This window comes from Pseudomonas sp. LBUM1655, from assembly GCF_059716085.1.
The window spans coordinates 5,553,915-5,580,000 of record NZ_CP166801.1; the positions used below are offsets into that span (position 1 = coordinate 5,553,915).

The following is a 26,086-nucleotide window of genomic DNA, read 5'->3' on the forward strand; positions in this document are numbered from 1 at the left end:
TTCGACTCCGTTACTTGTCAGCAACCTTGACAGTGATATGGCAAGACCGCTTGACGATGCGATCAGCACGGCCTTTGGCACGTGGCATGATGCGCTTCAGCGAACGCCCTTCGTTGACGAAAACGGTGCTGACCTTCAGGTCATCAACGTCTGCGCCTTCGTTATGCTCGGCGTTGGCTACGGCCGACTCCAGCACTTTCTTCATGATCTCGGCGGCTTTCTTACTGCTGAAAGCCAACAAGTTGAGCGCTTCGCCCACCTTCTTCCCGCGAATCTGGTCGGCGACCAAGCGGGCTTTCTGGGCGGAGATTCGAGCGCCCGACAACTTAGCGGCTACTTCCATTTCCTAACCCCTTAACGCTTGGCTTTCTTGTCTGCCACGTGCCCACGATAAGTGCGGGTACCGGCAAACTCGCCCAGTTTGTGGCCGACCATGTCTTCGTTAACGAGAACTGGGACGTGTTGACGACCGTTGTGTACTGCGATGGTCAGACCGACCATTTGTGGCAGGATCATGGAACGACGCGACCAAGTCTTAATTGGTTTGCGATCGTTCTTTTCCGCCGCCACTTCGATCTTCTTCAGTAGGTGAAGATCAATAAAAGGACCTTTTTTCAGAGAACGTGGCACTGTCGTATCCCTCTATTTACTTGCGACGACGGACGATCATTTTGTCGGTACGCTTATTACCACGAGTCTTCGCGCCCTTAGTCGGGAAGCCCCATGGCGATACCGGATGACGACCACCAGAGGTACGACCTTCACCACCACCATGTGGGTGGTCAACCGGGTTCATGGCAACACCACGAACGGTTGGGCGAACGCCACGCCAGCGTTTGGCACCAGCTTTACCCAGCGAACGCAGGCTGTGCTCGGAGTTCGAGACTTCGCCCAGCGTCGCACGGCATTCAGCCAGGACTTTACGCATTTCACCGGAGCGAAGACGCAGGGTAACGTACACACCTTCACGAGCGATCAGCTGAGCCGAAGCACCAGCGGAACGAGCGATCTGTGCGCCTTTACCTGGCTTCAATTCGATGCCGTGTACGGTGCTACCAACTGGAATGCTGCGCAGTTGCAGCTGGTTGCCTGGCTTGATCGGAGCCAAAGCACCCGAAATCAGCTGGTCGCCAGCGCTCACGCCTTTAGGGGCGATGATGTAACGGCGTTCGCCGTCTGCGTACAACATAAGAGCAATGTGAGCAGTACGGTTTGGATCGTATTCGATACGCTCGACAGTGGCTGGAATGCCATCTTTGTCGTTGCGACGGAAGTCGACCATACGATAATGCTGCTTATGACCACCACCGATGTGACGCGTGGTAATACGGCCATTGTTGTTACGACCACCAGTCTTCGATTTTTTCTCGAGCAGCGGTGCGTGAGGAGCGCCTTTATGCAGCTCCTGGTTGACCACCTTGACCACAAAACGGCGGCCAGGGGAAGTCGGTTTGCATTTAACGATTGCCATGATGCACCCCTTCCTTACTCAGCACTGCTGCTGAAATCGAGATCTTGGCCTGGCTGAAGGGAGATAACTGCCTTCTTCCAGTCATTGCGCTTGCCCAGACCGCGAGCCGTGCGCTTGCTCTTACCCAGAACGTTCAGGGTAGTAACACGCTCAACTTTCACGCTGAACAGGCTTTCGACGGCCTTCTTGATTTCCAGCTTGGTTGCGTCAGTTGCAACCTTGAAAACGAACTGGCCTTTCTTGTCAGCCAGAACCGTAGCCTTCTCGGAAACGTGCGGGCCAAGCAGAACTTTAAATACGCGTTCCTGGTTCATCCCAGCAGCTCCTCGAATTTCTTCACGGCCGACACGGTGATCAACACCTTGTCGTATGCGATCAGACTAACTGGATCGGAACCTTGAACGTCACGTACATCGACGTGCGGCAGGTTACGAGCAGCCAGGTACAGGTTCTGATCAACAGCGTCCGACACGATGAGAACATCGGTCAGGCTCATGTTGTTCAGCTTGCCCAGCAGATCTTTGGTTTTTGGAGTTTCAACAGCGAAATCCTGAACCACGATCAGACGATCAGTACGCACCAGCTCAGCAAGGATGGAACGCATTGCTGCGCGATACATCTTCTTGTTCAGCTTCTGGGAGTGATCCTGTGGACGAGCTGCGAAAGTGGTACCGCCGCCACGCCAGATAGGGCTACGGATAGTACCGGCACGAGCACGGCCAGTACCTTTCTGACGCCATGGGCGCTTACCGCCACCACGAACGTCGGAACGGGTCTTTTGCTGCTTGCTACCCTGACGGCCGCCGGCCATATAGGCCACGACTGCTTGGTGAACCAGCGTCTCGTTGAACTCGCCGCCAAATGTCAGTTCGGAAACTTCGATCGCTTGAGCGTCATTTACATTTAATTGCATGTCAGCTTCCCCTTAACCGCGAGCCTTGGCTGCTGGACGTACAACCAGGTTGCCGCCAGTAGCGCCAGGAACAGCACCCTTGACCAACAACAGATTGCGTTCAGCGTCCACGCGCACTACTTCCAGGGACTGCACGGTCACGCGCTCAGCGCCCATATGACCGGACATTTTTTTGCCCTTGAATACACGACCAGGAGTCTGGCACTGGCCGATAGAGCCTGGGACGCGGTGGGATACGGAGTTACCGTGGGTGTTATCTTGCCCGCGGAAATTCCAACGCTTGATCGTACCCTGGAAGCCTTTACCTTTGGACTGACCGGTTACATCAACCAGTTGACCAGCAGCGAAGATTTCAGCGTTGATCAGATCGCCAGCCTGGTAGTCGCCTTCTTCAAGACGGAACTCCATGACAGTGCGACCAGCGGCAACGTTCGCCTTAGCGAAGTGGCCAGCTTGAGCAGCTGTAACACGCGAAGCACGACGCTCGCCTACAGTGACTTGCACTGCACGATAGCCATCGGTCTCTTCAGTTTTGAACTGGGTGACGCGATTCGGTTCGATCTCAATGACCGTGACCGGAATGGAGACACCTTCTTCGGTGAAAATACGGGTCATACCGCATTTACGACCGACTACACCAATAGTCATGTTGTAAACCTCATGAGTGTACGGGGCTTTCACCCGCTATGGCCGCCCATTTCAGAGCGTTACACGACTAAGACCGAGTCTTAGCCGAGGCTGATCTGCACTTCCACACCGGCCGCAAGATCAAGCTTCATAAGAGCATCAACGGTTTTATCCGTTGGCTGGACGATGTCCAGAACGCGCTTATGAGTGCGGATTTCGTACTGGTCACGCGCGTCTTTGTTGACGTGCGGGGAAACCAGAACGGTGAACCGCTCTTTACGGGTAGGCAGTGGAATTGGACCACGCACTTGAGCACCAGTACGTTTCGCGGTTTCCACGATTTCCTGGGTTGATTGGTCGATCAGGCGATGGTCAAAAGCCTTCAACCTGATACGGATTTGCTGATTTTGCATTGGATTTCAGACTCCGGCTGCTATTCCCACCGAGCGCAATACGCCCGTTAAAAGGAGGCGCAATTCTATAGACGCCCCAGATAGGTGTCAACCCAATAAAAAAGCCCCCGCTGAGCGGGGGCTTTTTCAATTCACCAAGCTAACTCTATAAAAGAGATTACTCGATGATTTTGGCTACGACGCCAGCGCCGACGGTACGACCGCCTTCACGGATAGCGAAACGCAGACCATCTTCCATCGCGATGGTTTTGATCAGGGTAACAACCATTTTGATGTTGTCGCCCGGCATTACCATTTCTACGCCTTCCGGCAGTTCGCAGTTACCAGTTACGTCGGTAGTGCGGAAGTAGAACTGTGGACGGTAGCCTTTGAAGAACGGAGTGTGACGACCGCCTTCTTCCTTGCTCAGCACGTACACCTCAGCTTCGAACTTGGTGTGCGGCTTAACCGAACCCGGCTTAACCAGAACCTGACCACGCTCAACGTCGTCACGCTTGGTACCGCGCAGCAGAACGCCGCAGTTCTCGCCAGCACGACCTTCGTCGAGCAACTTACGGAACATTTCAACACCGGTGCAGGTGGTGACGGTAGTGTCACGCAGACCAACGATTTCCAGTGGATCTTGAACCTTAACGATACCGCGCTCGATACGACCGGTTACAACAGTACCGCGACCCGAGATCGAGAACACGTCTTCGATTGGCATCAGGAACGGCTTGTCGATAACACGAACTGGATCCGGAATGTAGCTATCCAGAGTTTCAACCAGTTTACGAACGGACGTAGTGCCCATTTCGTTATCGTCTTTGCCTTCCAGAGCCATACGAGCAGAACCGATGATGATCGGAGTGTCGTCGCCTGGGAAGTCGTAAGTGCTCAGCAGATCGCGCACTTCCATCTCAACCAGTTCCAGCAGCTCAGCGTCGTCTACCAGGTCAGCCTTGTTCAGGTAAACCACGATGTACGGAACGCCAACCTGGCGGGACAGCAGGATGTGCTCACGGGTTTGCGGCATCGGACCATCAGCGGCCGAGCAAACCAGGATTGCGCCGTCCATCTGGGCAGCACCGGTGATCATGTTCTTCACATAGTCAGCGTGACCTGGGCAGTCAACGTGAGCGTAGTGACGGATCAGCGAGTTGTATTCAACGTGCGCGGTGTTGATGGTGATACCACGAGCTTTTTCTTCTGGTGCGCTGTCGATCTTGTCGAAGTCAACGATTGCGGAACCGTAAACTTCGGAGCAAACGCGAGTCAGAGCAGCAGTCAGAGTGGTTTTACCGTGGTCAACGTGACCGATGGTGCCAACGTTGACGTGCGGTAGGGAACGATCAAATTTTTCTTTAGCCACGACAATTAACTCCTAGCCTAAAGGGGCTGAATCAGCCTTGTTTTTTGGTAACAGTCTCGACGATGTGCGACGGGGCTGTATCGTATTTTTTGAATTCCATAGAGTAGCTTGCGCGACCCTGGGACATGGAACGAACGTCGGTCGCATAACCGAACATCTCACCCAGTGGTACTTCGGCACGAATTACCTTGCCGGACACTGTGTCTTCCATACCCTGGATCATGCCGCGACGACGGTTAAGGTCGCCCATCACATCACCCATATAGTCTTCAGGCGTAACAACCTCTACCGCCATGATCGGCTCGAGCAACTCACCACCACCCTTCTGGGCCAGTTGCTTGGTCGCCATGGAAGCAGCCACTTTAAACGCCATCTCGTTGGAGTCGACGTCGTGGTAAGAACCATCGAACACGGTAGCCTTCAGGCCGATCAGCGGATAGCCGGCAACGACGCCGTTCTTCATCTGCTCTTCGATACCCTTCTGGATAGCCGGGATGTATTCCTTAGGAACCACACCACCTACTACTTCGTTCACGAATTGCAGACCTTCCTGACCTTCGTCAGCAGGAGCAAAACGGATCCAGCAGTGACCGAACTGGCCACGACCGCCGGACTGACGAACGAACTTGCCTTCGATTTCGCAGTTCTTCGTGATGCGCTCACGATAGGAAACCTGAGGCTTGCCGATGTTGGCTTCGACGTTGAACTCACGGCGCATCCGGTCAACCAGGATGTCCAGGTGCAGCTCGCCCATGCCGGAGATGATCGTTTGACCAGTCTCTTCATCAGTTTTAACGCGGAAAGACGGGTCTTCCTGAGCAAGTTTGCCCAGAGCGATACCCATTTTTTCCTGGTCATCCTTGGTCTTAGGCTCTACGGCAACCGAAATAACCGGCTCCGGGAAGTCCATACGAACCAGGATGATTGGCTTGTCAGCGTTGCAGAGGGTTTCACCAGTGGTGACGTCCTTCATGCCGATCAGGGCCGCGATGTCGCCAGCGCGTACTTCCTTGATCTCTTCACGGGCGTTTGCGTGCATTTGCACCATACGACCCACGCGCTCTTTCTTGCCTTTAACCGAGTTGATCACGCCGTCGCCGGAGTTCAACACGCCCGAGTAAACGCGGACGAAGGTCAAAGTACCCACGAATGGGTCGGTAGCGATCTTGAACGCCAGAGCCGAGAACGGCTCCGCATCGTCTGCATGACGCTCCAGCTCGATTTCTTCGTTATCCGGGTCAGTACCCTTAATAGCAGGAATGTCGGTTGGTGCAGGCAGGAAGTCGATAACGGCGTCGAGAACCAGGGGAACACCCTTGTTCTTGAAGGAAGAACCGCAGACAGCCAGAACGATTTCGCCGGCGATAGTACGCTGACGCAAAGCAGCTTTGATCTCTTCGATCGTCAGCTCTTCGCCTTCCAGGTACTTGTTCATCAGCTCTTCGTTGGCTTCAGCAGCAGCTTCAACCATGTTGTTGCGCCACTCTTCAGCCAGCTCTTGCAGCTCGGCAGGAATGTCCTTGCGAACAGGGACCATACCTTTGTCAGAGTCGTTCCAGTAGATAGCTTGCATGTTGATCAGATCAATCTGACCCTGGAAGTTATCTTCAGAACCGATGGCCAACTGAATCGGCACCGGAGTGTGACCCAGACGCTGCTTGATCTGACCGATCACGCGCAGGAAGTTGGCGCCAGCACGGTCCATCTTGTTTACGTAAACAAGACGTGGAACGCCGTACTTGTTGGCTTGACGCCATACGGTTTCCGACTGAGGCTCAACACCCGAAGTACCGCAGAACACAACGACAGCGCCGTCGAGTACGCGCAGGGAACGCTCAACTTCAATAGTGAAGTCTACGTGGCCCGGGGTATCGATTACGTTGAAGCGATGCTCGTCTTTGTACTGCTTCTCGGAACCCTTCCAGAAGGCGGTGATGGCAGCAGAAGTAATGGTAATACCACGCTCCTGCTCCTGCACCATCCAGTCTGTGGTCGCGGCGCCATCATGCACCTCGCCCATTTTGTGACTTTTGCCGGTGTAAAAAAGGACGCGCTCGGTGGTGGTGGTTTTACCAGCATCCACGTGAGCGACGATACCGATGTTACGGTAGCGACTAATCGGAGTAGTACGAGCCATAAAGCCCTCGCAAAATTAGTGAAGCTAAAATTAGAAGCGGTAGTGCGAGAAAGCTTTGTTGGCTTCGGCCATACGGTGCACGTCTTCACGCTTCTTAACAGCAGCACCTTTACCTTCAGCAGCATCCAGCAGTTCGCCAGCCAAACGCAGAGCCATAGACTTCTCGCCACGCTTACGTGCGAAGTCTACCAACCAGCGCATTGCCAGAGCGTTACGACGGGAAGGACGAACCTCGACCGGAACCTGGTAAGTAGCACCACCAACGCGGCGCGACTTCACTTCGACCAGCGGAGCGATGGCGTCGAGTGCTTTTTCGAAGAGTTCCAGGGGATCGGTGCCAGCCTTACGGGTCGCAACGGTTTCCAGGGCACCATAAACGATACGCTCGGCAACGGCTTTCTTGCCGCTTTCCATAACGTGGTTCATGAATTTGGCGAGGATCTGGCTTCCGTATTTCGGATCGTCCAGAATCTCACGCTTTGCTGCTACGCGACGTCTTGGCATGATAAGCCCTCAAGCGGTCTTCAGGTTAGCTCGGGACAGATCCAATGGATGCGTGCCCGACCTTACTCTTATCGACTCAATAAAATGAAAATCTGCAAAACGGCCGATTACTTCGGACGCTTGGTACCGTACTTCGAACGACCTTGGTTACGACCTTTAACGCCGGAAGTATCCAGGGAGCCGCGAACGGTGTGGTAACGAACACCTGGCAAGTCTTTTACACGACCGCCGCGGATCAGTACCACGCTGTGCTCTTGCAGGTTGTGGCCTTCACCACCGATGTACGAGGAAACCTCGAAACCGTTGGTCAGACGCACACGGCATACTTTACGCAGTGCCGAGTTAGGTTTTTTCGGCGTAGTGGTGTACACACGGGTGCACACGCCACGACGTTGCGGGCAGTTCTGCAGCGCAGGTACGTCGGATTTCTCGACGATACGCTTACGCGGCTGACGTACCAGCTGGTTGATAGTTGCCATCTACTAGCTCCACTGTTGTCTTGCGACGCTATTGTCTTGCAAGAAAAGCAAAATGGCAGGAACGAATTCCCGCCAAATTTAGGGGATCAAGAGTCTAAAGAGGATCTTGCCCCCAGTCAAGGCAAGGCCCCGACCTCCCCGCCCCTCGAACCTCGACAAATTGTCTCGATTCGATGAACGGAGCGATCAGGGCCTTACGCTCATTTATCGCAGAACTCAGTTACCGCTCGAGTTCAGCGCTTCGGTCAGTGCAGCTTCCACTTCACTGGCGCTTACGCGCAACGGTTTGTCAGCTTCACGACGACGCTTGCGCTCGCTGTGATAAGCCAGACCGGTACCGGCCGGGATCAGACGACCCACAACCACGTTTTCTTTCAGGCCGCGCAGGTAATCGCGCTTGCCGGTTACGGCCGCTTCGGTCAGTACGCGAGTGGTTTCCTGGAAGGAAGCCGCCGAGATGAACGATTCGGTCGACAACGACGCCTTGGTAATACCCAGCAGTACGCGAGTGTACTTGGACACGAACTTGTCTTCGCCGCCCAGACGCTCGTTCTCTACCAGTACGTGAGTGAGTTCCATCTGGTCGCCCTTGATGAAACTGGAATCGCCGGATTCAGCGATCTCAACTTTACGCAGCATCTGACGCAGGATGGTCTCGATGTGCTTGTCGTTGATCTTCACGCCTTGCAGACGGTAAACGTCCTGGATCTCGTTAACGATGTACTTGGCCAGCGCGCTCACACCCAGCAGACGCAGGATGTCGTGCGGATCGCTTGGGCCGTCGGAGATAACTTCGCCGCGGTTTACCTGTTCGCCTTCGAACACGTTCAGGTGACGCCACTTCGGAATCAGCTCTTCGTACGGATCGCTACCGTCGTTCGGGGTAATAACCAGACGGCGCTTGCCTTTGGTCTCCTTACCGAACGCGATGGTGCCGCTGACCTCAGCCAGAATCGACGCTTCTTTCGGACGACGAGCTTCGAACAAGTCGGCAACACGCGGCAGACCACCGGTGATGTCACGGGTTTTCGAAGTTTCTTGCGGGATACGAGCGATAACATCACCGATCGCAATCTTCGCACCGTCCGCAACACCGACCAGGGCGTTGGCTGGCAGGAAGTACTGAGCGATAACGTCAGTGCCTGGCAGCAACAGATCCTTGCCGTTGTCGTCGACCATCTTCACTGCAGGACGGATTTCCTTACCGGCAGCTGGACGATCTTTCGCGTCGAGTACTTCAATGTTGGTCATACCGGTCAATTCGTCAGTCTGACGCTTGATCGTGATGCCTTCTTCCATGCCCACGTAGGTCACGGTACCTTTCATTTCGGTAACGATTGGGTGAGTGTGCGGATCCCACTTGGCCACGATTGCGCCAGCGTCGACCTTGTCACCTTCTTTAACCGAAATCACAGCACCGTACGGCAGCTTGTAACGCTCGCGCTCACGACCGAAGTCATCAGCGATTGCCAGCTCACCGGAACGGGACACAGCTACCAAGTGACCATCCACTCGCTCAACGTGCTTCAGGTTGTGCAGACGGACGGTACCGCCATTCTTCACCTGAACGCTGTCGGCTGCGGAAGTACGGCTTGCCGCACCACCGATGTGGAACGTACGCATCGTCAGCTGGGTACCCGGCTCACCGATGGACTGGGCAGCGATAACGCCGACCGCTTCACCGATGTTCACCTGGTGACCACGAGCCAGATCACGGCCGTAGCACTTGGCGCAGATGCCGTAGCGGGTTTCGCAGCTGATCGGCGAACGCACGATCACTTCGTCGATGCTGTTCAGCTCGATGAACTCGACCCACTTCTCGTCAACCAGAGTGCCGGCAGGAACGATAACGTCCTCGGTACCTGGCTTGAATACGTCACGGGCGATAACACGACCCAATACGCGCTCACCCAACGGCTCTACAACGTCACCGCCTTCAATGTGCGGAGTCATCAGCAGACCGTGTTCGGTGCCGCAATCGATCTCGGTTACAACCAGATCCTGCGCCACGTCTACCAGACGACGAGTCAGGTAACCGGAGTTCGCAGTTTTCAACGCGGTATCCGCCAGACCTTTACGAGCACCGTGAGTCGAGATGAAGTACTGAAGTACGCTCAAACCTTCACGGAAGTTCGCAGTAATCGGCGTTTCAATGATGGAACCGTCCGGCTTGGCCATCAGACCACGCATACCGGCCAGCTGACGAATCTGTGCTGCGGAACCCCGCGCACCCGAGTCGGCCATCATGTACATCGAGTTGAAAGACTCTTGATCGACTTCAACGCCATGACGGTCGATGACTTTCTCTTTCGAGAGGTTGGCCATCATCGCCTTGGAAACTTCGTCGTTCGCTTTCGACCAAAGGTCGATCACTTTGTTGTACTTCTCGCCCTGGGTTACCAGGCCGGAGGCGTACTGGCTCTCGATCTCTTTCACTTCGTCGGTGGCAGCACCGATGATGCGAGCTTTTTCATCCGGGATAACGAAGTCGTTAACACCGATGGAAACGCCGGAAATGGTCGAGTAAGCGAAACCGGTGTACATCAACTGGTCAGCGAAGATCACGGTCTCTTTCAGACCAACCACGCGGTAGCACTGGTTGATCAGTTTCGAGATCGCCTTTTTCTTCATCGGCAAGTTGACGACGTCGTACGACAGACCTTTTGGCACAACCTGGAACAACAGCGCACGGCCGACAGTAGTGTCGACGATACGGGTACCGCTCACGCTGTTGCCGTCACGGTCGTTGACGGTTTCGTTGATACGAACTTTAACCTTGGCGTGCAGTGCGGCTTCGCCGGCACGGAACACACGGTCAACTTCCTGCAGATCCGCGAATACACGACCTTCGCCCTTGGCGTTGATCGCTTCACGAGTCATGTAGTACAGACCCAATACAACGTCCTGCGACGGAACGATGATTGGCTCACCGTTAGCTGGCGACAGAATGTTGTTGGTCGACATCATCAACGCACGCGCTTCGAGCTGGGCTTCCAGCGTCAGCGGTACGTGCACGGCCATTTGGTCGCCGTCGAAGTCGGCGTTGTACGCGGCGCAGACCAGCGGGTGCAGCTGGATAGCCTTACCTTCGATCAGTACCGGTTCAAACGCCTGGATACCCAGACGGTGAAGGGTCGGTGCACGGTTGAGAAGAACCGGGTGTTCGCGAATCACTTCAGCGAGAACGTCCCAAACCTCTGGCAGTTCGCGCTCGACCATTTTCTTGGCCGCTTTGATGGTGGTCGCGAGACCACGCATTTCCAGCTTGCCGAAAATGAACGGTTTGAACAGCTCGAGAGCCATCTTCTTCGGCAGACCGCACTGGTGCAGACGCAGGGTCGGACCTACGGTAATTACCGAACGACCGGAGTAGTCAACACGCTTACCGAGCAAGTTCTGACGGAAACGACCTTGCTTACCCTTGATCATGTCAGCCAGGGATTTCAGAGGACGCTTGTTCGAACCGGTGATAGCGCGGCCACGACGACCGTTGTCGAGCAGTGCATCGACAGCTTCCTGCAACATACGCTTTTCGTTGCGCACGATGATGTCCGGAGCGGACAGATCCAGCAGGCGCTTCAAACGGTTGTTACGGTTGATCACTCGACGATACAGATCGTTGAGGTCGGAAGTCGCGAAACGACCGCCATCCAGCGGGACCAGTGGACGCAGATCTGGCGGCAGAACCGGCAGAACGGTCAGCACCATCCACTCTGGCAGGTTGCCGGAACCCTGAAAGGCTTCCATCAACTTCAGACGCTTGGACAGCTTCTTGATTTTGGTTTCGGAGTTGGTTTGCGGAATCTCTTCGCGCAGACGGCCAATCTCGTGCTCCAGGTCGATAGCGTGCAGCAGTTCGCGGACAGCCTCAGCACCCATGCGGGCGTCGAAGTCGTCACCGAACTCTTCCAGCGCTTCGAAGTACTGCTCGTCGTTCAGCAGCTGACCTTTTTCAAGTGTGGTCATGCCTGGATCGATAACGACATAGCTCTCGAAGTAGAGAACGCGTTCGATATCACGCAGGGTCATGTCCATCAGCAAGCCGATACGGGACGGCAGCGATTTCAGGAACCAGATGTGGGCAACCGGCGAAGCCAGTTCGATGTGCGCCATGCGCTCACGACGAACCTTGGCCAGTGCAACTTCAACGCCGCACTTCTCGCAGATCACACCACGGTGCTTCAAGCGCTTGTACTTACCGCACAGGCACTCGTAATCCTTTACCGGGCCAAAGATCTTGGCGCAGAACAGGCCGTCACGCTCAGGTTTGAACGTACGGTAGTTGATGGTTTCCGGCTTTTTAACTTCACCGAACGACCACGAACGGATCATCTCAGGCGAGGCCAATCCAATACGGATGGCGTCGAACTCTTCGACTTGACCCTGGTTTTTCAGCAAATTCAGTAGGTCTTTCAAGGCCTTTCCTCCTGGCGGAGCAGAGAGCGGGCAATCCTGCCCCGCTCTCGATTCGCGTCACGTGTTATTCGGTTTCCAGATCGATATCGATGCCGAGGGAACGAATTTCCTTGATCAACACGTTGAAGGACTCGGGCATGCCCGGCTCCATACGGTGATCGCCATCCACGATGTTTTTGTACATCTTGGTACGGCCGTTCACATCGTCCGACTTCACTGTGAGCATTTCTTGCAGAGTGTAAGCAGCACCGTATGCTTCCAGTGCCCAGACCTCCATCTCCCCGAAACGCTGACCACCGAACTGCGCCTTACCACCCAGCGGCTGCTGGGTAACCAGGCTGTACGAACCGGTAGAACGAGCGTGCATCTTGTCGTCTACCAAGTGGTTCAGCTTCAGCATGTACATGTAGCCAACGGTAACTGGACGCTCGAACTTGTTGCCGGTACGGCCGTCAGTCAGCTGCATCTGGCCGCTTTCCGGCAGGTCTGCCAGTTTCAGCATGGCCTTGATTTCGCTTTCCTTGGCGCCGTCGAATACTGGGGTGGCCATTGGAACACCGCCACGCAAGTTCTTCGCCAGATCCAGGATTTCCTGATCGGAGAAGCTGTCCAGATCTTCGTTACGACCGCCGATCTGGTTGTAGATCTCGTCCAGGAAGGTGCGCAGCTCAGCGACTTTACGCTGCTCTTCGACCATCCGGTTGATCTTCTCGCCCAGACCTTTGGCCGCGAGGCCCAAGTGGGTTTCAAGGATCTGACCAACGTTCATACGCGAAGGTACGCCCAGTGGGTTGAGGACGACGTCGACCGGGGTGCCATTGGCATCGTGCGGCATGTCTTCAACCGGCATGATCACGGAGACCACACCTTTGTTACCGTGACGACCGGCCATCTTGTCGCCCGGCTGGATGCGACGACGGATTGCCAGGTAAACCTTGACGATTTTCAGCACGCCTGGAGCCAGGTCATCGCCCTGCTGCAGTTTGCGCTTCTTGTCTTCGAACTTGTCGTCCAGCAGACGGCGGCGATCAACGATGTAGGCCTGAGCCTTCTCGAGTTGCTCGTTCAGAGCATCTTCAGCCATGCGCAGTTTGAACCACTGACCATGCTCAAGACCGTCGAGAACTTCGTCGGTGATGTCCTGACCTTTCTTCAGACCTGCGCCACCTTCAGCCTTGTGGCCTACCAGAGCGGAACGCAGACGTTCGAAAGTCGCGCCTTCAACGATACGGAACTCTTCGTTCAGATCCTTGCGGATCTCGTCCAGTTGGGACTTCTCGATCGACAGTGCACGAGCATCACGCTCAACGCCGTCACGAGTGAAGACCTGTACGTCGATGACAGTACCTTTGGTGCCGGTTGGCACGCGCAGGGAGGTGTCTTTAACGTCGCTGGCTTTTTCACCGAAGATCGCACGCAGCAGCTTTTCTTCCGGAGTCAGTTGAGTCTCGCCTTTCGGAGTGACCTTACCAACCAGGATGTCGCCTGCGCCTACTTCAGCACCTACGTAAACGATACCGGCTTCGTCCAGCTTGTTCAGTGCAGCTTCACCCACGTTCGGGATGTCCGCAGTGATTTCCTCTGGGCCAAGCTTGGTGTCACGGGCCACACAGGTCAGTTCCTGAATGTGGATCGTGGTGAAACGGTCTTCCTGAACAACACGCTCGGAAAGGCAGATGGAGTCTTCGAAGTTGAAGCCGTTCCATGCCATGAACGCGATGCGCATGTTCTGCCCCAGAGCCAGCTCACCCATATCGGTGGACGGGCCGTCGGCCATGATGTCGCTACGCTGAACGCGATCACCCTTGCTCACCAGCGGACGCTGGTTGATGCAGGTGTTCTGGTTCGAGCGGGTGTATTTGGTCAGGTTGTAGATGTCGACACCAGCTTCGCCGGTTTCAACTTCGTCATCAGCAACACGAACCACGATACGACTGGCATCAACGGAGTCGATCACGCCGCCACGACGAGCCACGACGCAAACGCCGGAGTCACGAGCTACGTTACGCTCCATGCCGGTACCTACCAGCGGCTTGTCAGCGCGCAGGGTTGGTACAGCTTGACGCTGCATGTTCGAACCCATCAACGCGCGGTTGGCGTCGTCGTGCTCGAGGAACGGGATCAGCGACGCTGCAACCGAAACTACCTGCTTCGGCGAAACGTCCATCAAAGTGACTTCTTCAGGCGCCTTGACGGTGAATTCGTTCAGGTGACGTACGGCTACCAGCTCGTCGATCAGGACTTTCTGGTCGTTCATGGTCGCCGAAGCCTGCGCGATCACGTGATCGGCTTCTTCAATGGCGGACAGGAACACGATCTCGTCGGTGACCACACCCTCTTTCACCACACGGTACGGGCTTTCCAGGAAGCCGTACTGGTTGGTGCGCGCGTAAGCGGCCAGGGAGTTGATCAGACCGATGTTCGGACCTTCCGGCGTTTCAATCGGGCATACACGACCGTAGTGAGTCGGGTGTACGTCACGAACTTCAAAGCCAGCACGCTCACGAGTCAGACCGCCAGGGCCGAGTGCAGAAACACGACGCTTGTGGGTGATCTCGGACAGCGGGTTGTTCTGGTCCATGAACTGAGACAGCTGGCTGGAACCGAAGAACTCTTTCACCGCCGCAGCCACTGGCTTGGCGTTGATCAGGTCTTGCGGCATCAGGCCTTCGCTTTCAGCCATCGACAGACGCTCTTTGACCGCACGCTCAACACGTACCAGGCCAACGCGGAACTGGTTCTCGGCCATTTCGCCTACACAGCGAACACGACGGTTGCCCAGGTGGTCGATGTCATCGACGATGCCTTTACCGTTACGGATGTCGACCAGAGTCTTCAGTACCGCGACGATGTCTTCCTTGCACAGCACGCCCGAACCTTCGATCTCGGTGCGACCGATACGACGGTTGAACTTCATCCGGCCGACCGCAGACAGGTCATAGCGCTCAGGGCTGAAGAACAGGTTGTTGAACAGGGTTTCGGCAGCGTCTTTGGTTGGCGGCTCGCCTGGACGCATCATGCGATAGATCTCGACCAGCGCTTCCAATTGGTTGCTGGTGGAGTCGATCTTCAGCGTGTCAGAGACGAACGGGCCACAGTCGATGTCGTTGGTGTACAGAGTTTCGATGCGCACAACGCCGGACTTGGCAATTTTTGCCAGGACTTCGGTGTTCAGTTCGGTGTTGCACTCTGCCAGGATTTCGCCGGTAGCCGGATGCACAATGACCTTGGCGGTAGTGCGGCCCAGGACGTAGTCCAGAGGCACTTCCAGCGTCTTGATCCCGGCTTTTTCGATCTGATTGATGTGGCGCGCGGTAATACGGCGGCCCGCTTCAACGATGACCTTGCCTTTTTCATCCTGGATGTCCAGAACGGCAATTTCACCACGCAGACGCGATGCAATCAGTTCCAGGCTGAGGGTTTCGCCGCTCAGGTGGAATACGTTGGTGGTGTAGAACGCGTCCAGTACTTCTTCGGTGGTGTAGCCGAGCGCGCGCAGCAGTACCGAGGCCGGCAGCTTGCGACGACGGTCGATACGCACGAATACGCAGTCTTTCGGGTCGAACTCGAAGTCCAGCCACGAACCGCGGTAAGGAATGATGCGCGCGGAGTAAAGCAGTTTGCCGGAGCTATGCGTCTTGCCGCGGTCGTGGTCGAAGAACACGCCCGGGGAACGGTGCAGCTGGGAAACGATTACACGTTCGGTACCATTGATTACGAAGGTACCGTTCTCAGTCATCAGGGGAATTTCACCCATGTAGACTTCTTGCTCTTTGATGTCCTTGATCGCTTTGTTCGACGACTCTTTGTCGAAAATGATCAGGCGCACTTTTACCCGCAAAGGTACGGCGAAAGTTACACCGCGCAATACGCATTCTTTGACATCAAATGCCGGTTCGCCCAGGCGATAACCGACGTACTCCAGCGCAGCATTGCCGGAGTAGCTGATGATCGGGAAAACGGATTTGAAGGCCGCATGCAGGCCCACGTCGCGGAACTGATCTTTAGTCGCTCCCGCTTGCAAGAATTCACGATACGAATCCAGCTGGATGGCCAGGAGGTAAGGCACATCCATGACGTCCGGCAACTTGCTAAAGTCCTTGCGGATACGTTTTTTCTCAGTATATGAGTAAGCCATCAGCGTTCCCCAGCTTGGTCACCTGCTTGTTTGGCCCCTCCCGACGGGAGCAGCCAGAAAATCGTGCAAACCCCATGGTTTGCGCCACCACATCGGGTGGTTACAGCACCTTTATCAGCACCGACCCAGTCGGCTGCCAATAACGGAAAAAGGCCGGTGGCAAGAGCCACCAGCCATCAGCCTGTCGCTTGACGCTCGGGCTGGAGGAGCAAAGTCGAAGCTTACTTCAGCTCGACTTTAGCGCCTGCTTCTTCCAGCTTCTTCTTGGCGTCTTCAGCAGCGTCTTTCGAAACGCCTTCCAGAACAACCTGAGGAGCGCCGTCTACTTTCTCTTTGGCTTCTTTCAGGCCCAGACCGGTCAGCTCGCGAACTGCTTTAATGGCGTTTACTTTCTTCTCGCCAGCTTCCAGCAGAACAACGTTGAACTCGGTTTGCTCTTCAACAACAGCGGCAGCAGCAGCTGGGCCAGCGGAAGCAGCTGCAGCAGTAACGCCGAACTTCTCTTCCATTGCCTTGATCAGCTCAACGATTTCCATTACGGATTTTTCGCCGATTGCGTCGATGATTTGTTCGTTAGTCAGAGACATGACTTATTTCCTGAATTGGGGGACGGCCTACGCGACCATCGAAATAAACAAAAAACGCGAGAAGTTGACGAGCCTTAGGCTGCGGCAGCTTCTTTCTGGTCGCGAATTGCCGCCAGAGTACGAGCCAATTTGCTGGTAGCGCCTTGAATCACGCTCATCAGCTGAGAAATTGCTTCGTCACGGGTCGGCAGGGTTGCCAGTACGTCGATCTGATTAGCTGCGAGGAACTTGCCCTCGAACGCAGCTGCCTTGATCTCGAACTTGTCCTGACCCTTGGCAAACTCTTTGAAGATACGGGCAGCAGCGCCCGGATGTTCGTTCGAGAATGCAATCAGGGTCGGGCCGGTGAACACGTCGTTGAGAACACTGTATTGAGTGTCAGCAACGGCGCGCTTGAGCAGGGTGTTACGTACAACACGTACGTATACGCCAGCTTCACGAGCCTCTTTACGGAGTCCGGTCATTGCGCCTACTGTTACGCCACGGGCATCAACCACGACAGCGGACAGAGCGACTTTGGCAGCCTCGTTGACATCAGCGACGATGGCCTTCTTGTCTTCGAGATTAATTGCCACGGGTTTAACTCCTGCTTGTTACCGTTTCATTCGATCGAAACCGAATGTCGTTTTGGTGTCTGATTCGGTAAGGAACCGGGAGCACCATCTGCGTAGGCTTTTGGTTTAAGGCTTGCGCCGCCTACGGTCTTGGATAGCCCCCGCCAGGCAGGGACCCCAATATTTCAATTGGCGCGATCAATCGCGCCAACCTTTGTCTTACGCGTCCAGCGAGCTCTGGTCGATGACCAGACCTGGGCCCATAGTGGTGCTCAGGGTAACGCGCTTGACGTAAATACCTTTCGAAGAAGCTGGCTTGATGCGCTTCAGATCAGCGATCAGGGCTTCAACGTTTTCCTTCAGCTTGACGGCGTCGAAGCCCATCTTGCCAACGGAAGTGTGAATGATGCCGTTTTTGTCGGTGCGATAACGAACCTGACCAGCCTTGGCGTTTTTAACCGCGGTGGCTACGTCTGGAGTTACGGTGCCGACTTTAGGGTTAGGCATCAGACCACGTGGACCGAGGATCTGGCCCAGTTGACCTACTACGCGCATGGCATCCGGGGATGCAATCACTACGTCATAGTTCAGGTCGCCGCCTTTCATTTCGGCAGCCAGGTCGTCCATACCTACGCGGTCAGCGCCGGCAGCCAGAGCGGCTTCAGCAGCTGGACCCTGAGTGAACACAGCAACGCGAACAGTCTTGCCAGTGCCGTGTGGCAGCACAGTAGCGCTACGAACAACCTGGTCGGATTTACGCGGGTCTACACCCAGGTTTACAGCAATGTCAAACGACTCGCTGAACTTGACAGTCGACAGCTCAGCCAGCAGAGCAGCGGCATCTACAATGTTGTAGGCCTTGCCTGCTTCGATTTTGCCGGCGATAGCCTTTTGACGCTTAGTCAGCTTAGCCATTACACACCCTCCACGTTAAGGCCCATGCTACGAGCAGAACCGGCGATAGTACGCACGGCTGCATCCATATCAGCTGCAGTCAGATCCGCGTTTTTGGTTTTCGCGATTTCTTCCAGCTGAGCACGGGTAACAGTGCCAACCTTAACGGTGTTCGGACGAGCGGAACCGCTGGTCAGACCGGCCGCCTTCTTCAGCAGAACCGAAGCAGGGGTGGATTTGGTTTCGAAAGTGAAGCTACGGTCGCTGTAGACAGTGATGATCACTGGAGTCGGCAGACCTGCTTCAAGACCCTGAGTACGGGCGTTGAAGGCCTTGCAGAATTCCATGATGTTCACGCCGTGCTGACCCAAAGCAGGACCAACAGGTGGGCTTGGATTAGCCTGAGCGGCCTTCACTTGCAGCTTGATGTAAGCGGTAATCTTCTTGGCCATGAGGCACTCCAATTACGGGTTCGAACGCCTCGAAAGGCTCCCCGGTTACTTGCGCGTTTATCCCAGTGACGACAAAACCCCACAGCCTATGGCTGCGGGGTTGGGATGCTTGTCCAGTTAGACCTTTTCGACCTGACTGAACTCCAACTCTACCGGGGTAGAGCGACCGAAAATGAGCACAGCCACTTGGATGCGGCTCTTTTCGTAGTTAACTTCTTCAACGACACCATTGAAATCAGCAAATGGACCGTCATTGACTCGTACCGTTTCACCTGGTTCGAAGAGAGTCTTCGGCTTAGGCTTGTCGCTACCATCAGCAACACGACGCAGAATCGCCTCTGCCTCTTTATCAGTGATCGGCGCCGGTTTATCAGCAGTACCGCCGATGAAACCCATCACCCGAGGAGTATCCTTGACCAAGTGCCAAGTACCCTCATTCATATCCATCTGTACCAGCACATAACCTGGGAAGAACTTGCGTTCGCTTTTGCGCTTCTGGCCATTACGCATTTCAACCACTTCTTCAGTGGGAACCAGAATTTCGCCGAAGCCATCTTCCATGCCAGCCAGCTTTACTCGCTCAACGAGCGAGCGCATGACATGCTTCTCGTAACCCGAGTAAGCATGCACAACGTACCAACGCTTAGCCACGGGACACCCTTAGCCGACAATCAAGGAAACAAGCCAGCCGAGCAGGGAATCTAGCCCCCACAACAGCAACGCCATAACCAGTACAACAGCCACGACAATCAGGGTGGTCTGTGTGGTTTCTTGGCGAGTTGGCCAAACGACTTTACGAATCTCGGTGCGAGCTTCCTTAACCAGTACAAAGAAAGACTTGCCCTTCGCAGTCTGCAGGCCTACAAAGGCAGCTACAGCAGCAATCACAAGTAGAGCGAGTACGCGGTACAGGATCGGCGAAGCGGCGTAGTACTGATTGCTAACAACGCCAACAGCCACCAAAGCAACTACTACAAGCCACTTGAGTAGATCGAAGCGAGAGCTTTGAGCTTCAGCTTTAGGAGTCATCTATGAAGATCCTGTGAAAAGAAAGCCAGATACACCGAGTGAATCTGGCAGGTCAGGAGGGAATCGAACCCCCAACCTACGGTTTTGGAGACCGTCGCTCTGCCAATTGAGCTACTGACCTAAAACAAAATCAGGCCGACCATTATGCCGGCCTGAAAAATACATTACAACCGCTTATTCGATGATTTTGGCTACGACACCAGCGCCGACGGTACGACCGCCTTCACGGATAGCGAAACGCAGACCATCTTCCATCGCGATGGTTTTGATCAGGGTAACAACCATTTTGATGTTGTCGCCCGGCATTACCATTTCTACGCCTTCCGGCAGTTCGCAGTTACCAGTTACGTCGGTAGTGCGGAAGTAGAACTGTGGACGGTAGCCTTTGAAGAATGGAGTGTGACGACCGCCTTCTTCCTTGCTCAGCACGTACACCTCAGCTTCGAACTTGGTGTGCGGCTTAACCGAACCCGGCTTAACCAGAACCTGACCACGCTCAACGTCGTCACGCTTGGTGCCGCGCAGCAGAACGCCGCAGTTCTCGCCAGCACGACCTTCGTCGAGCAACTTACGGAACATTTCAACACCGGTGCAGGTGGTGACGGTAGTGTCACGCAGACCAACGATTTCCAGTGGATCTTGAACCTTAACGATACCGCGCTCGATACGACCGGTTACAACAGTACCGCGACCCGAGATCGAGAACACGTCTTCGATTGGCATCAGGAACGGCTTGTCGATAACACGAACTGGATCCGGAATGTAGCTGTCCAGAGTTTCAACCAGTTTACGAACGGACGTAGTGCCCATTTCGTTATCGTCTTTGCCTTCCAGAGCCATACGAGCAGAACCGATGATGATCGGAGTGTCGTCGCCTGGGAAGTCGTAAGTGCTCAGCAGATCGCGCACTTCCATCTCAACCAGCTCCAGCAGCTCAGCGTCGTCTACCAGGTCAGCCTTGTTCAGGTAAACCACGATGTACGGAACGCCAACCTGGCGGGACAGCAGGATGTGCTCACGGGTTTGCGGCATCGGACCATCAGCGGCCGAGCAAACCAGGATTGCGCCGTCCATCTGGGCAGCACCGGTGATCATGTTCTTCACATAGTCAGCGTGACCTGGGCAGTCAACGTGAGCGTAGTGACGGATCAGCGAGTTGTATTCAACGTGCGCGGTGTTGATGGTGATACCACGAGCTTTTTCTTCTGGTGCGCTGTCGATCTTGTCGAAGTCAACGATTGCGGAACCGTAAACTTCGGAGCAAACGCGAGTCAGAGCAGCAGTCAGAGTGGTTTTACCGTGGTCAACGTGACCAATGGTCCCAACGTTGACGTGGGGCAGGGAACGATCAAATTTTTCCTTAGCCATCGATATCACCCTCAAACAGAAGAATTAGACAAACAATATCAACCATTAAAACAAAGGCAGATATTTTCATATCTGCCTTGTTATATGGAGCTCTTGAGCGGATTTGAACCGCTGACCTCACCCTTACCAAGGGTGTGCTCTACCAACTGAGCTACAAGAGCAAAACACTTTGCACAACCTGCAAACTTGGAGCGGGTAGCGGGAATCGAACCCGCATCATCAGCTTGGAAGGCTGAGGTTCTACCACTAAACTATACCCGCAGAGCTTACAGCTCACGCTCAAATCTGGTGGAGGGAGAAGGATTCGAACCTTCGAAGTCGTAGACGTCAGATTTACAGTCTGATCCCTTTGGCCGCTCGGGAACCCCTCCTAATCAGGCCGGCATTCTATACTATGCCAAACCCCTGTCAAGCATTTTCTCATTTAAAAACCTGAGGTTAGCTGCATTGACACCACCCCGCCTCGTTAACCTTTGAAAGGTCTTCACTGCGGAGCGGGCGCCATTCTATTCAAACTATTCAGCAGGTGCAACCCCCTCGCACAGCATTATTTTATGTTTTAACTCATTGAATTCCTTGGAAAGGTTTTGCAGTTGCGCATCCCCCAGCAAACGCTGGCTTTCAGGTGCAATACGCAGCCAGTAACCTGTCGCAGGAACATCATTCGCTGAAAGTTCAGCCTTGATATCCATCTCAGCCAAACGCTGGCTCAGCGGCATAACTTGCTCCTCACGAGCAAATCCACCCAAATAAAGGCACCTCTCCTCAGTCCGCGGCACACCAGGCCTTGCCTTAGAAGCACCGACACTCTCGCTCAACAGACGAATATCCTGCTGCGAGCCTTTATACAAACTGAGAGGGGTTACGTCTTTTGCCCGCAAGGGTGCTTCCTGCTGATGCCAGACGTAATAGAAAACATTGAGAACAAGGAGCAGCAGGAACAACCAACGCATACATACCTCAGGACAAAGGACACGCCATAGCCAAACCTACGAATACAAGATCAGGAACAATCCTGGCCTCAGGCGCGACATCTGCAACCAACCCAGCATCACCACCCGTAATGAAAACAGTGAAGCCGTCCCCCCAATATGCTCGCGCCATTTCGAGCTGGGTGAGCACGAACCCCCTCAGCATCATGGAGCAGCCGCGCTCCACCGCCTCTACAGTGTTTCGACCGGGCGCCTGACTGGTTAATGCACGCTCTGCTGCAAGATCGCCATAACGAATTTTTCGGGTATGGGTTCGTAACTGACTGCGCATCAACGGCATACCCGGACAGATGAAGCCACCGAGATGCCCCCCATCTTGCGCAATGAAGTCGGCGGTAACCGCCGTGCCGAAATCAAGCACCAGGCACGCACCTTTAGCCAAGTGAAACCCGCCGAGCATAGCCAGCCAACGATCAAGCCCTAGACGCTCGTATTCTTCGTAACCGTTTACAACACCGGACATCTCACGAGCAGGCTCCGCGCATATGACCGTTACTCCAAACTCCTGCTTAAGCATCTGAATTAATGCACCGGTTTCCTCGGCGGAACGAACACTCACTAATCGGCACTTGCTTAACGACACCCCACTCAGCGCCCACAGACCTTCACTGAGCGCCTGATCTGAGTCGACCACCCCCTCCGCGATCAAAGTAACAGCCTCAGCATTCAGCACACGCCATTTTATAAAGCTGTTGCCGCAGTCCAGCTCAAGAATCATCACGCAACCTCAGGCTGAGCTCGCCACCACTAAAGACTTTTTCCACGCCATTCACCTGTAATCGCAACGCACCCTGACTATCAATACCGAGCACTACACCATCTATTTGGTTGACACCAGCAATCAACGACACGAAACGCTTCTGCCACAAATGATTTTCCTCCCATTCCGCCTGGAGAACCGAAAAACCATGCATTTGCTGCCGCTGTATGTATGCCTGCAACTGCTCGCTCAATTCAGCGACCAGGACATTGCGATCACAGTTTTTGCCAGACTCAAGCCGCATAGACGTCCATTGTTGGTCGACCTCTTCTGCAACCTGCATATTCACGTTAATGCCTATACCTAGCACCACGTGACACACATCTGCCGGATCTCCAATCAGCTCCAGCAGAATGCCGGCAATTTTCTTATTGCCCGCCAGAACATCGTTGGGCCACTTCAAACCTGCACCGGGCACCCCCATCTTCCGCAGGGCCTGCATAACGGCCAATCCAACAACGAGACTCAGGCCTTCAAGCTGGCGCATTCCACCATCAATACGCAGAACAAGACTGTAATAAAGGTTTTCGGCAAACGGACTTACCCACTTGCGCCCTCTACGTCCGCGCCCGGCGACCTGCCGCTCGGCAAGCACCAAGAAGGGCGCCGATTGGCCTTGGCCAATCGCGCGCAATGCCTCTGCGTTGGTGGAGTCGATAGAATCAAAGACAGTTATTGGCCAGCCGACTTTCATTCCCGCCATTTTTAGAGGATCGAGCAGCATCAATGGAGCAGCCAACTGATAGCCACGGCCTCGAACTTTGTGGATAGATAGCCCAAGCTCAACCTCAAGATGCTGAAGCTGCTTCCACACCGCACTTCGGCTAATTCCCAAGGCTGCACCCAGGTCTTGACCAGAATGGAATCGCCCATCCTTCAGAAGATTCAACAACGTCAGCATGCAGGTCTCGCCTCACAATGAGGCCCGAATAATAGCCATGCCCCGGGCCGTTGCATAGAAATCAAGCAGGCGCATTTCCTGCGGGCAAAACAAAACCCCAACTGCTTTCGCAATTGGGGTTTCGGAATTTAATCTTGACGATGACCTACTCTCACATGGGGAAACCCCACACTACCATCGGCGATGCATCGTTTCACTGCTGAGTTCGGGATGGGATCAGGTGGTTCCAACGCTCTATGGTCGTCAAGAAATTCGGGTACTGAGTCGTGACCTGTTGGCCTCGCTTCAGCAAATTGGGTATGTGACAGCTGTCGGTGTTTTGTGAACATCGAACTTTCGGTTCGTTTCGTCTTCACACACCGCAATCTGGCCTTTCGACGCAAATTGCTTGGGTGTTATATGGTCAAGCCTCACGGGCAATTAGTATTGGTTAGCTCAACGCCTCACAGCGCTTACACACCCAACCTATCAACGTCGTAGTCTTCGACGGCCCTTCAGGGAACTCAAGGTTCCAGTGAGATCTCATCTTGAGGCAAGTTTCCCGCTTAGATGCTTTCAGCGGTTATCTTTCCCGAACATAGCTACCCGGCAATGCCACTGGCGTGACAACCGGAACACCAGAGGTTCGTCCACTCCGGTCCTCTCGTACTAGGAGCAGCCCCTCTCAAATCTCAAACGTCCACGGCAGATAGGGACCGAACTGTCTCACGACGTTCTAAACCCAGCTCGCGTACCACTTTAAATGGCGAACAGCCATACCCTTGGGACCGGCTTCAGCCCCAGGATGTGATGAGCCGACATCGAGGTGCCAAACACCGCCGTCGATATGAACTCTTGGGCGGTATCAGCCTGTTATCCCCGGAGTACCTTTTATCCGTTGAGCGATGGCCCTTCCATACAGAACCACCGGATCACTAAGACCTACTTTCGTACCTGCTCGACGTGTCTGTCTCGCAGTCAAGCGCGCTTTTGCCTTTATACTCTACGACCGATTTCCGACCGGTCTGAGCGCACCTTCGTACTCCTCCGTTACTCTTTAGGAGGAGACCGCCCCAGTCAAACTACCCACCATACACTGTCCTCGATCCGGATAACGGACCTGAGTTAGAACCTCAAAGTTGCCAGGGTGGTATTTCAAGGTTGGCTCCACGCGAACTGGCGTCCACGCTTCAAAGCCTCCCACCTATCCTACACAAGCAAATTCAAAGTCCAGTGCAAAGCTATAGTAAAGGTTCACGGGGTCTTTCCGTCTAGCCGCGGATACACTGCATCTTCACAGCGATTTCAATTTCACTGAGTCTCGGGTGGAGACAGCGCCGCCATCGTTACGCCATTCGTGCAGGTCGGAACTTACCCGACAAGGAATTTCGCTACCTTAGGACCGTTATAGTTACGGCCGCCGTTTACCGGGGCTTCGATCAAGAGCTTCGCGTTAGCTAACCCCATCAATTAACCTTCCGGCACCGGGCAGGCGTCACACCCTATACGTCCACTTTCGTGTTTGCAGAGTGCTGTGTTTTTAATAAACAGTCGCAGCGGCCTGGTATCTTCGACCGGCATGAGCTTACGGAGCAAGTCCTTCACCCTCACCGGCGCACCTTCTCCCGAAGTTACGGTGCCATTTTGCCTAGTTCCTTCACCCGAGTTCTCTCAAGCGCCTTGGTATTCTCTACCCAACCACCTGTGTCGGTTTGGGGTACGGTTCCTGGTTACCTGAAGCTTAGAAGCTTTTCTTGGAAGCATGGCATCAACCACTTCGTCATCTAAAAGATGACTCGTCATCAGCTCTCGGCCTTAGAATCCCGGATTTACCTAAGATTCCAGCCTACCACCTTAAACTTGGACAACCAACGCCAAGCTGGCCTAGCCTTCTCCGTCCCTCCATCGCAATAACCAGAAGTACAGGAATATTAACCTGTTTTCCATCGACTACGCTTTTCAGCCTCGCCTTAGGGACCGACTAACCCTGCGTCGATTAACGTTGCGCAGGAAACCTTGGTCTTTCGGCGTGGGTGTTTTTCACACCCATTGTCGTTACTCATGTCAGCATTCGCACTTCTGATACCTCCAGCAAGCTTCTCAACTCACCTTCACAGGCTT

Annotated in this window: 23 protein-coding genes, 4 tRNA genes and 2 rRNA genes (1 of these 29 running past the window's edge); all 29 read right to left on the reverse strand. The window is 54.5% G+C overall.

Annotated elements, in window-relative coordinates:
- Positions 1-10: 10 nt before the first annotated feature.
- Positions 11-343 carry a 50S ribosomal protein L22 gene (rplV, locus tag ACA074_RS24990; protein ID WP_003103908.1) on the reverse strand — a complete coding sequence of 111 codons (333 nt, stop codon included), beginning with the start codon at positions 341-343 and terminating at the stop codon, positions 11-13.
- Positions 344-354: 11 nt separating this feature from the next.
- Positions 355-630: a 30S ribosomal protein S19 gene (gene rpsS, locus ACA074_RS24995; protein ID WP_003228731.1), complete on the reverse strand. Its 276-nt coding sequence runs from the start codon at positions 628-630 to the stop codon at positions 355-357.
- Between the two features lie 16 nt (positions 631-646).
- Entirely contained in the window at positions 647-1,471 is an 825-nt protein-coding gene (gene rplB, locus ACA074_RS25000; protein ID WP_042561342.1) for a 50S ribosomal protein L2, read from the reverse strand.
- A 14-nt stretch (positions 1,472-1,485) separates the two neighbouring features.
- Positions 1,486-1,785 carry a 50S ribosomal protein L23 gene (gene rplW, locus ACA074_RS25005; RefSeq protein WP_002555488.1) on the reverse strand — a complete coding sequence of 100 codons (300 nt, stop codon included), beginning with the start codon at positions 1,783-1,785 and terminating at the stop codon, positions 1,486-1,488.
- Positions 1,782-2,384: a 50S ribosomal protein L4 gene (gene rplD / locus ACA074_RS25010; RefSeq protein ID WP_150602056.1), complete on the reverse strand. Its 603-nt coding sequence runs from the start codon at positions 2,382-2,384 to the stop codon at positions 1,782-1,784. Before rplD ends, rplW begins: the two co-directional genes overlap by 4 nt.
- 12 nt (positions 2,385-2,396) lie before the next feature.
- Positions 2,397-3,032: a 50S ribosomal protein L3 gene (gene rplC, locus ACA074_RS25015; protein ID WP_007253310.1), complete on the reverse strand. Its 636-nt coding sequence runs from the start codon at positions 3,030-3,032 to the stop codon at positions 2,397-2,399.
- Positions 3,033-3,112: 80 nt separating this feature from the next.
- Entirely contained in the window at positions 3,113-3,424 is a 312-nt protein-coding gene (gene rpsJ / locus ACA074_RS25020) for a 30S ribosomal protein S10 (RefSeq protein WP_003186070.1), read from the reverse strand.
- Positions 3,425-3,581: 157 nt separating this feature from the next.
- Positions 3,582-4,775 (reverse strand): elongation factor Tu, encoded by a 1,194-nt coding sequence (gene tuf, locus ACA074_RS25025; RefSeq protein ID WP_497615453.1) that lies wholly within the window; start codon positions 4,773-4,775, stop codon positions 3,582-3,584.
- A gap of 31 nt (positions 4,776-4,806) precedes the next feature.
- Positions 4,807-6,912, reverse strand: a complete 2,106-nt coding sequence (gene fusA / locus ACA074_RS25030) for an elongation factor G (RefSeq protein WP_497677976.1) — start codon at positions 6,910-6,912, stop codon at positions 4,807-4,809.
- A gap of 30 nt (positions 6,913-6,942) precedes the next feature.
- Positions 6,943-7,416 carry a 30S ribosomal protein S7 gene (gene rpsG, locus ACA074_RS25035; RefSeq protein WP_007916467.1) on the reverse strand — a complete coding sequence of 158 codons (474 nt, stop codon included), beginning with the start codon at positions 7,414-7,416 and terminating at the stop codon, positions 6,943-6,945.
- Between the two features lie 107 nt (positions 7,417-7,523).
- On the reverse strand, positions 7,524-7,895 hold the full coding sequence (gene rpsL / locus ACA074_RS25040; protein WP_003186084.1) for a 30S ribosomal protein S12: 372 nt from the start codon (positions 7,893-7,895) through the stop codon (positions 7,524-7,526).
- 216 nt (positions 7,896-8,111) lie between these two features.
- Positions 8,112-12,311 carry a DNA-directed RNA polymerase subunit beta' gene (gene rpoC, locus ACA074_RS25045; protein WP_016984189.1) on the reverse strand — a complete coding sequence of 1,400 codons (4,200 nt, stop codon included), beginning with the start codon at positions 12,309-12,311 and terminating at the stop codon, positions 8,112-8,114.
- A 64-nt stretch (positions 12,312-12,375) separates the two neighbouring features.
- The gene (rpoB, locus tag ACA074_RS25050; RefSeq protein WP_064392269.1) at positions 12,376-16,449 is read right to left on the reverse strand and encodes a DNA-directed RNA polymerase subunit beta; all 4,074 of its coding nucleotides are present in this window, start codon (positions 16,447-16,449) and stop codon (positions 12,376-12,378) included.
- A 221-nt stretch (positions 16,450-16,670) separates the two neighbouring features.
- A complete protein-coding gene (gene rplL / locus ACA074_RS25055) occupies positions 16,671-17,036 on the reverse strand; it encodes a 50S ribosomal protein L7/L12 (protein ID WP_489881489.1) in 366 nt (121 codons plus the stop codon).
- A gap of 74 nt (positions 17,037-17,110) precedes the next feature.
- Positions 17,111-17,611 (reverse strand): 50S ribosomal protein L10, encoded by a 501-nt coding sequence (rplJ, locus tag ACA074_RS25060; RefSeq protein WP_489881490.1) that lies wholly within the window; start codon positions 17,609-17,611, stop codon positions 17,111-17,113.
- Between the two features lie 198 nt (positions 17,612-17,809).
- The gene (gene rplA / locus ACA074_RS25065) at positions 17,810-18,505 is read right to left on the reverse strand and encodes a 50S ribosomal protein L1 (RefSeq protein ID WP_016984191.1); all 696 of its coding nucleotides are present in this window, start codon (positions 18,503-18,505) and stop codon (positions 17,810-17,812) included.
- The gene (rplK, locus tag ACA074_RS25070) at positions 18,505-18,936 is read right to left on the reverse strand and encodes a 50S ribosomal protein L11 (RefSeq protein ID WP_003228756.1); all 432 of its coding nucleotides are present in this window, start codon (positions 18,934-18,936) and stop codon (positions 18,505-18,507) included. Before rplK ends, rplA begins: the two co-directional genes overlap by 1 nt.
- 117 nt (positions 18,937-19,053) lie before the next feature.
- The gene (gene nusG, locus ACA074_RS25075; protein WP_007916492.1) at positions 19,054-19,587 is read right to left on the reverse strand and encodes a transcription termination/antitermination protein NusG; all 534 of its coding nucleotides are present in this window, start codon (positions 19,585-19,587) and stop codon (positions 19,054-19,056) included.
- Between the two features lie 9 nt (positions 19,588-19,596).
- Positions 19,597-19,965 carry a preprotein translocase subunit SecE gene (gene secE, locus ACA074_RS25080; protein ID WP_497677977.1) on the reverse strand — a complete coding sequence of 123 codons (369 nt, stop codon included), beginning with the start codon at positions 19,963-19,965 and terminating at the stop codon, positions 19,597-19,599.
- A gap of 45 nt (positions 19,966-20,010) precedes the next feature.
- Positions 20,011-20,086 (reverse strand) — tRNA-Trp (locus ACA074_RS25085).
- Between the two features lie 53 nt (positions 20,087-20,139).
- Positions 20,140-21,333, reverse strand: a complete 1,194-nt coding sequence (tuf, locus tag ACA074_RS25090) for an elongation factor Tu (protein ID WP_497615453.1) — start codon at positions 21,331-21,333, stop codon at positions 20,140-20,142.
- 85 nt (positions 21,334-21,418) lie between these two features.
- Positions 21,419-21,494, reverse strand: a tRNA-Thr gene (locus tag ACA074_RS25095).
- A 26-nt stretch (positions 21,495-21,520) separates the two neighbouring features.
- Positions 21,521-21,594: transfer RNA gene (locus ACA074_RS25100), tRNA-Gly, on the reverse strand.
- Positions 21,595-21,619: 25 nt separating this feature from the next.
- Positions 21,620-21,704: transfer RNA gene (locus ACA074_RS25105), tRNA-Tyr, on the reverse strand.
- 144 nt (positions 21,705-21,848) lie between these two features.
- Entirely contained in the window at positions 21,849-22,286 is a 438-nt protein-coding gene (locus ACA074_RS25110) for a hypothetical protein (RefSeq protein ID WP_401272203.1), read from the reverse strand.
- 7 nt (positions 22,287-22,293) lie between these two features.
- Positions 22,294-23,043, reverse strand: a complete 750-nt coding sequence (locus ACA074_RS25115; protein ID WP_187679956.1) for a pantothenate kinase — start codon at positions 23,041-23,043, stop codon at positions 22,294-22,296.
- Entirely contained in the window at positions 23,033-23,986 is a 954-nt protein-coding gene (birA, locus tag ACA074_RS25120) for a bifunctional biotin--[acetyl-CoA-carboxylase] ligase/biotin operon repressor BirA (RefSeq protein WP_497677978.1), read from the reverse strand. The genes ACA074_RS25115 and birA overlap by 11 nt, the downstream gene beginning before the upstream one ends.
- A gap of 132 nt (positions 23,987-24,118) precedes the next feature.
- Positions 24,119-24,234 (reverse strand): 5S ribosomal RNA (rrf, locus tag ACA074_RS25125).
- A 151-nt stretch (positions 24,235-24,385) separates the two neighbouring features.
- Positions 24,386-26,086: ribosomal RNA gene (locus tag ACA074_RS25130) — 23S ribosomal RNA — on the reverse strand; it runs 1,193 nt beyond the window's last position.

Coding starts and splice junctions, on each gene's coding strand:
- rplK (WP_003228756.1), bottom strand. CDS start 18,936: ATGGCCAAGAAGATTACCGCTTACATCAAGCTGCAAGTGAAGGCCGCT.
- secE (WP_497677977.1), bottom strand. CDS start 19,965: ATGACTCCTAAAGCTGAAGCTCAAAGCTCTCGCTTCGATCTACTCAAG.
- rpsL (WP_003186084.1), bottom strand. CDS start 7,895: ATGGCAACTATCAACCAGCTGGTACGTCAGCCGCGTAAGCGTATCGTC.
- rplL (WP_489881489.1), bottom strand. CDS start 17,036: ATGTCTCTGACTAACGAACAAATCATCGACGCAATCGGCGAAAAATCC.
- rpsJ (WP_003186070.1), bottom strand. CDS start 3,424: ATGCAAAATCAGCAAATCCGTATCAGGTTGAAGGCTTTTGACCATCGC.
- rplW (WP_002555488.1), bottom strand. CDS start 1,785: ATGAACCAGGAACGCGTATTTAAAGTTCTGCTTGGCCCGCACGTTTCC.
- rplA (WP_016984191.1), bottom strand. CDS start 18,505: ATGGCTAAGCTGACTAAGCGTCAAAAGGCTATCGCCGGCAAAATCGAA.
- rplC (WP_007253310.1), bottom strand. CDS start 3,032: ATGACTATTGGTGTAGTCGGTCGTAAATGCGGTATGACCCGTATTTTC.
- rplB (WP_042561342.1), bottom strand. CDS start 1,471: ATGGCAATCGTTAAATGCAAACCGACTTCCCCTGGCCGCCGTTTTGTG.
- rpsG (WP_007916467.1), bottom strand. CDS start 7,416: ATGCCAAGACGTCGCGTAGCAGCAAAGCGTGAGATTCTGGACGATCCG.
- rplD (WP_150602056.1), bottom strand. CDS start 2,384: ATGCAATTAAATGTAAATGACGCTCAAGCGATCGAAGTTTCCGAACTG.
- tuf (WP_497615453.1), bottom strand. CDS start 21,333: ATGGCTAAGGAAAAATTTGATCGTTCCCTGCCCCACGTCAACGTTGGG.
- rpoB (WP_064392269.1), bottom strand. CDS start 16,449: ATGGCTTACTCATATACTGAGAAAAAACGTATCCGCAAGGACTTTAGC.
- birA (WP_497677978.1), bottom strand. CDS start 23,986: ATGCTGACGTTGTTGAATCTTCTGAAGGATGGGCGATTCCATTCTGGT.
- ACA074_RS25110 (WP_401272203.1), bottom strand. CDS start 22,286: ATGCGTTGGTTGTTCCTGCTGCTCCTTGTTCTCAATGTTTTCTATTAC.
- ACA074_RS25115 (WP_187679956.1), bottom strand. CDS start 23,043: ATGATTCTTGAGCTGGACTGCGGCAACAGCTTTATAAAATGGCGTGTG.
- rplV (WP_003103908.1), bottom strand. CDS start 343: ATGGAAGTAGCCGCTAAGTTGTCGGGCGCTCGAATCTCCGCCCAGAAA.
- fusA (WP_497677976.1), bottom strand. CDS start 6,912: ATGGCTCGTACTACTCCGATTAGTCGCTACCGTAACATCGGTATCGTC.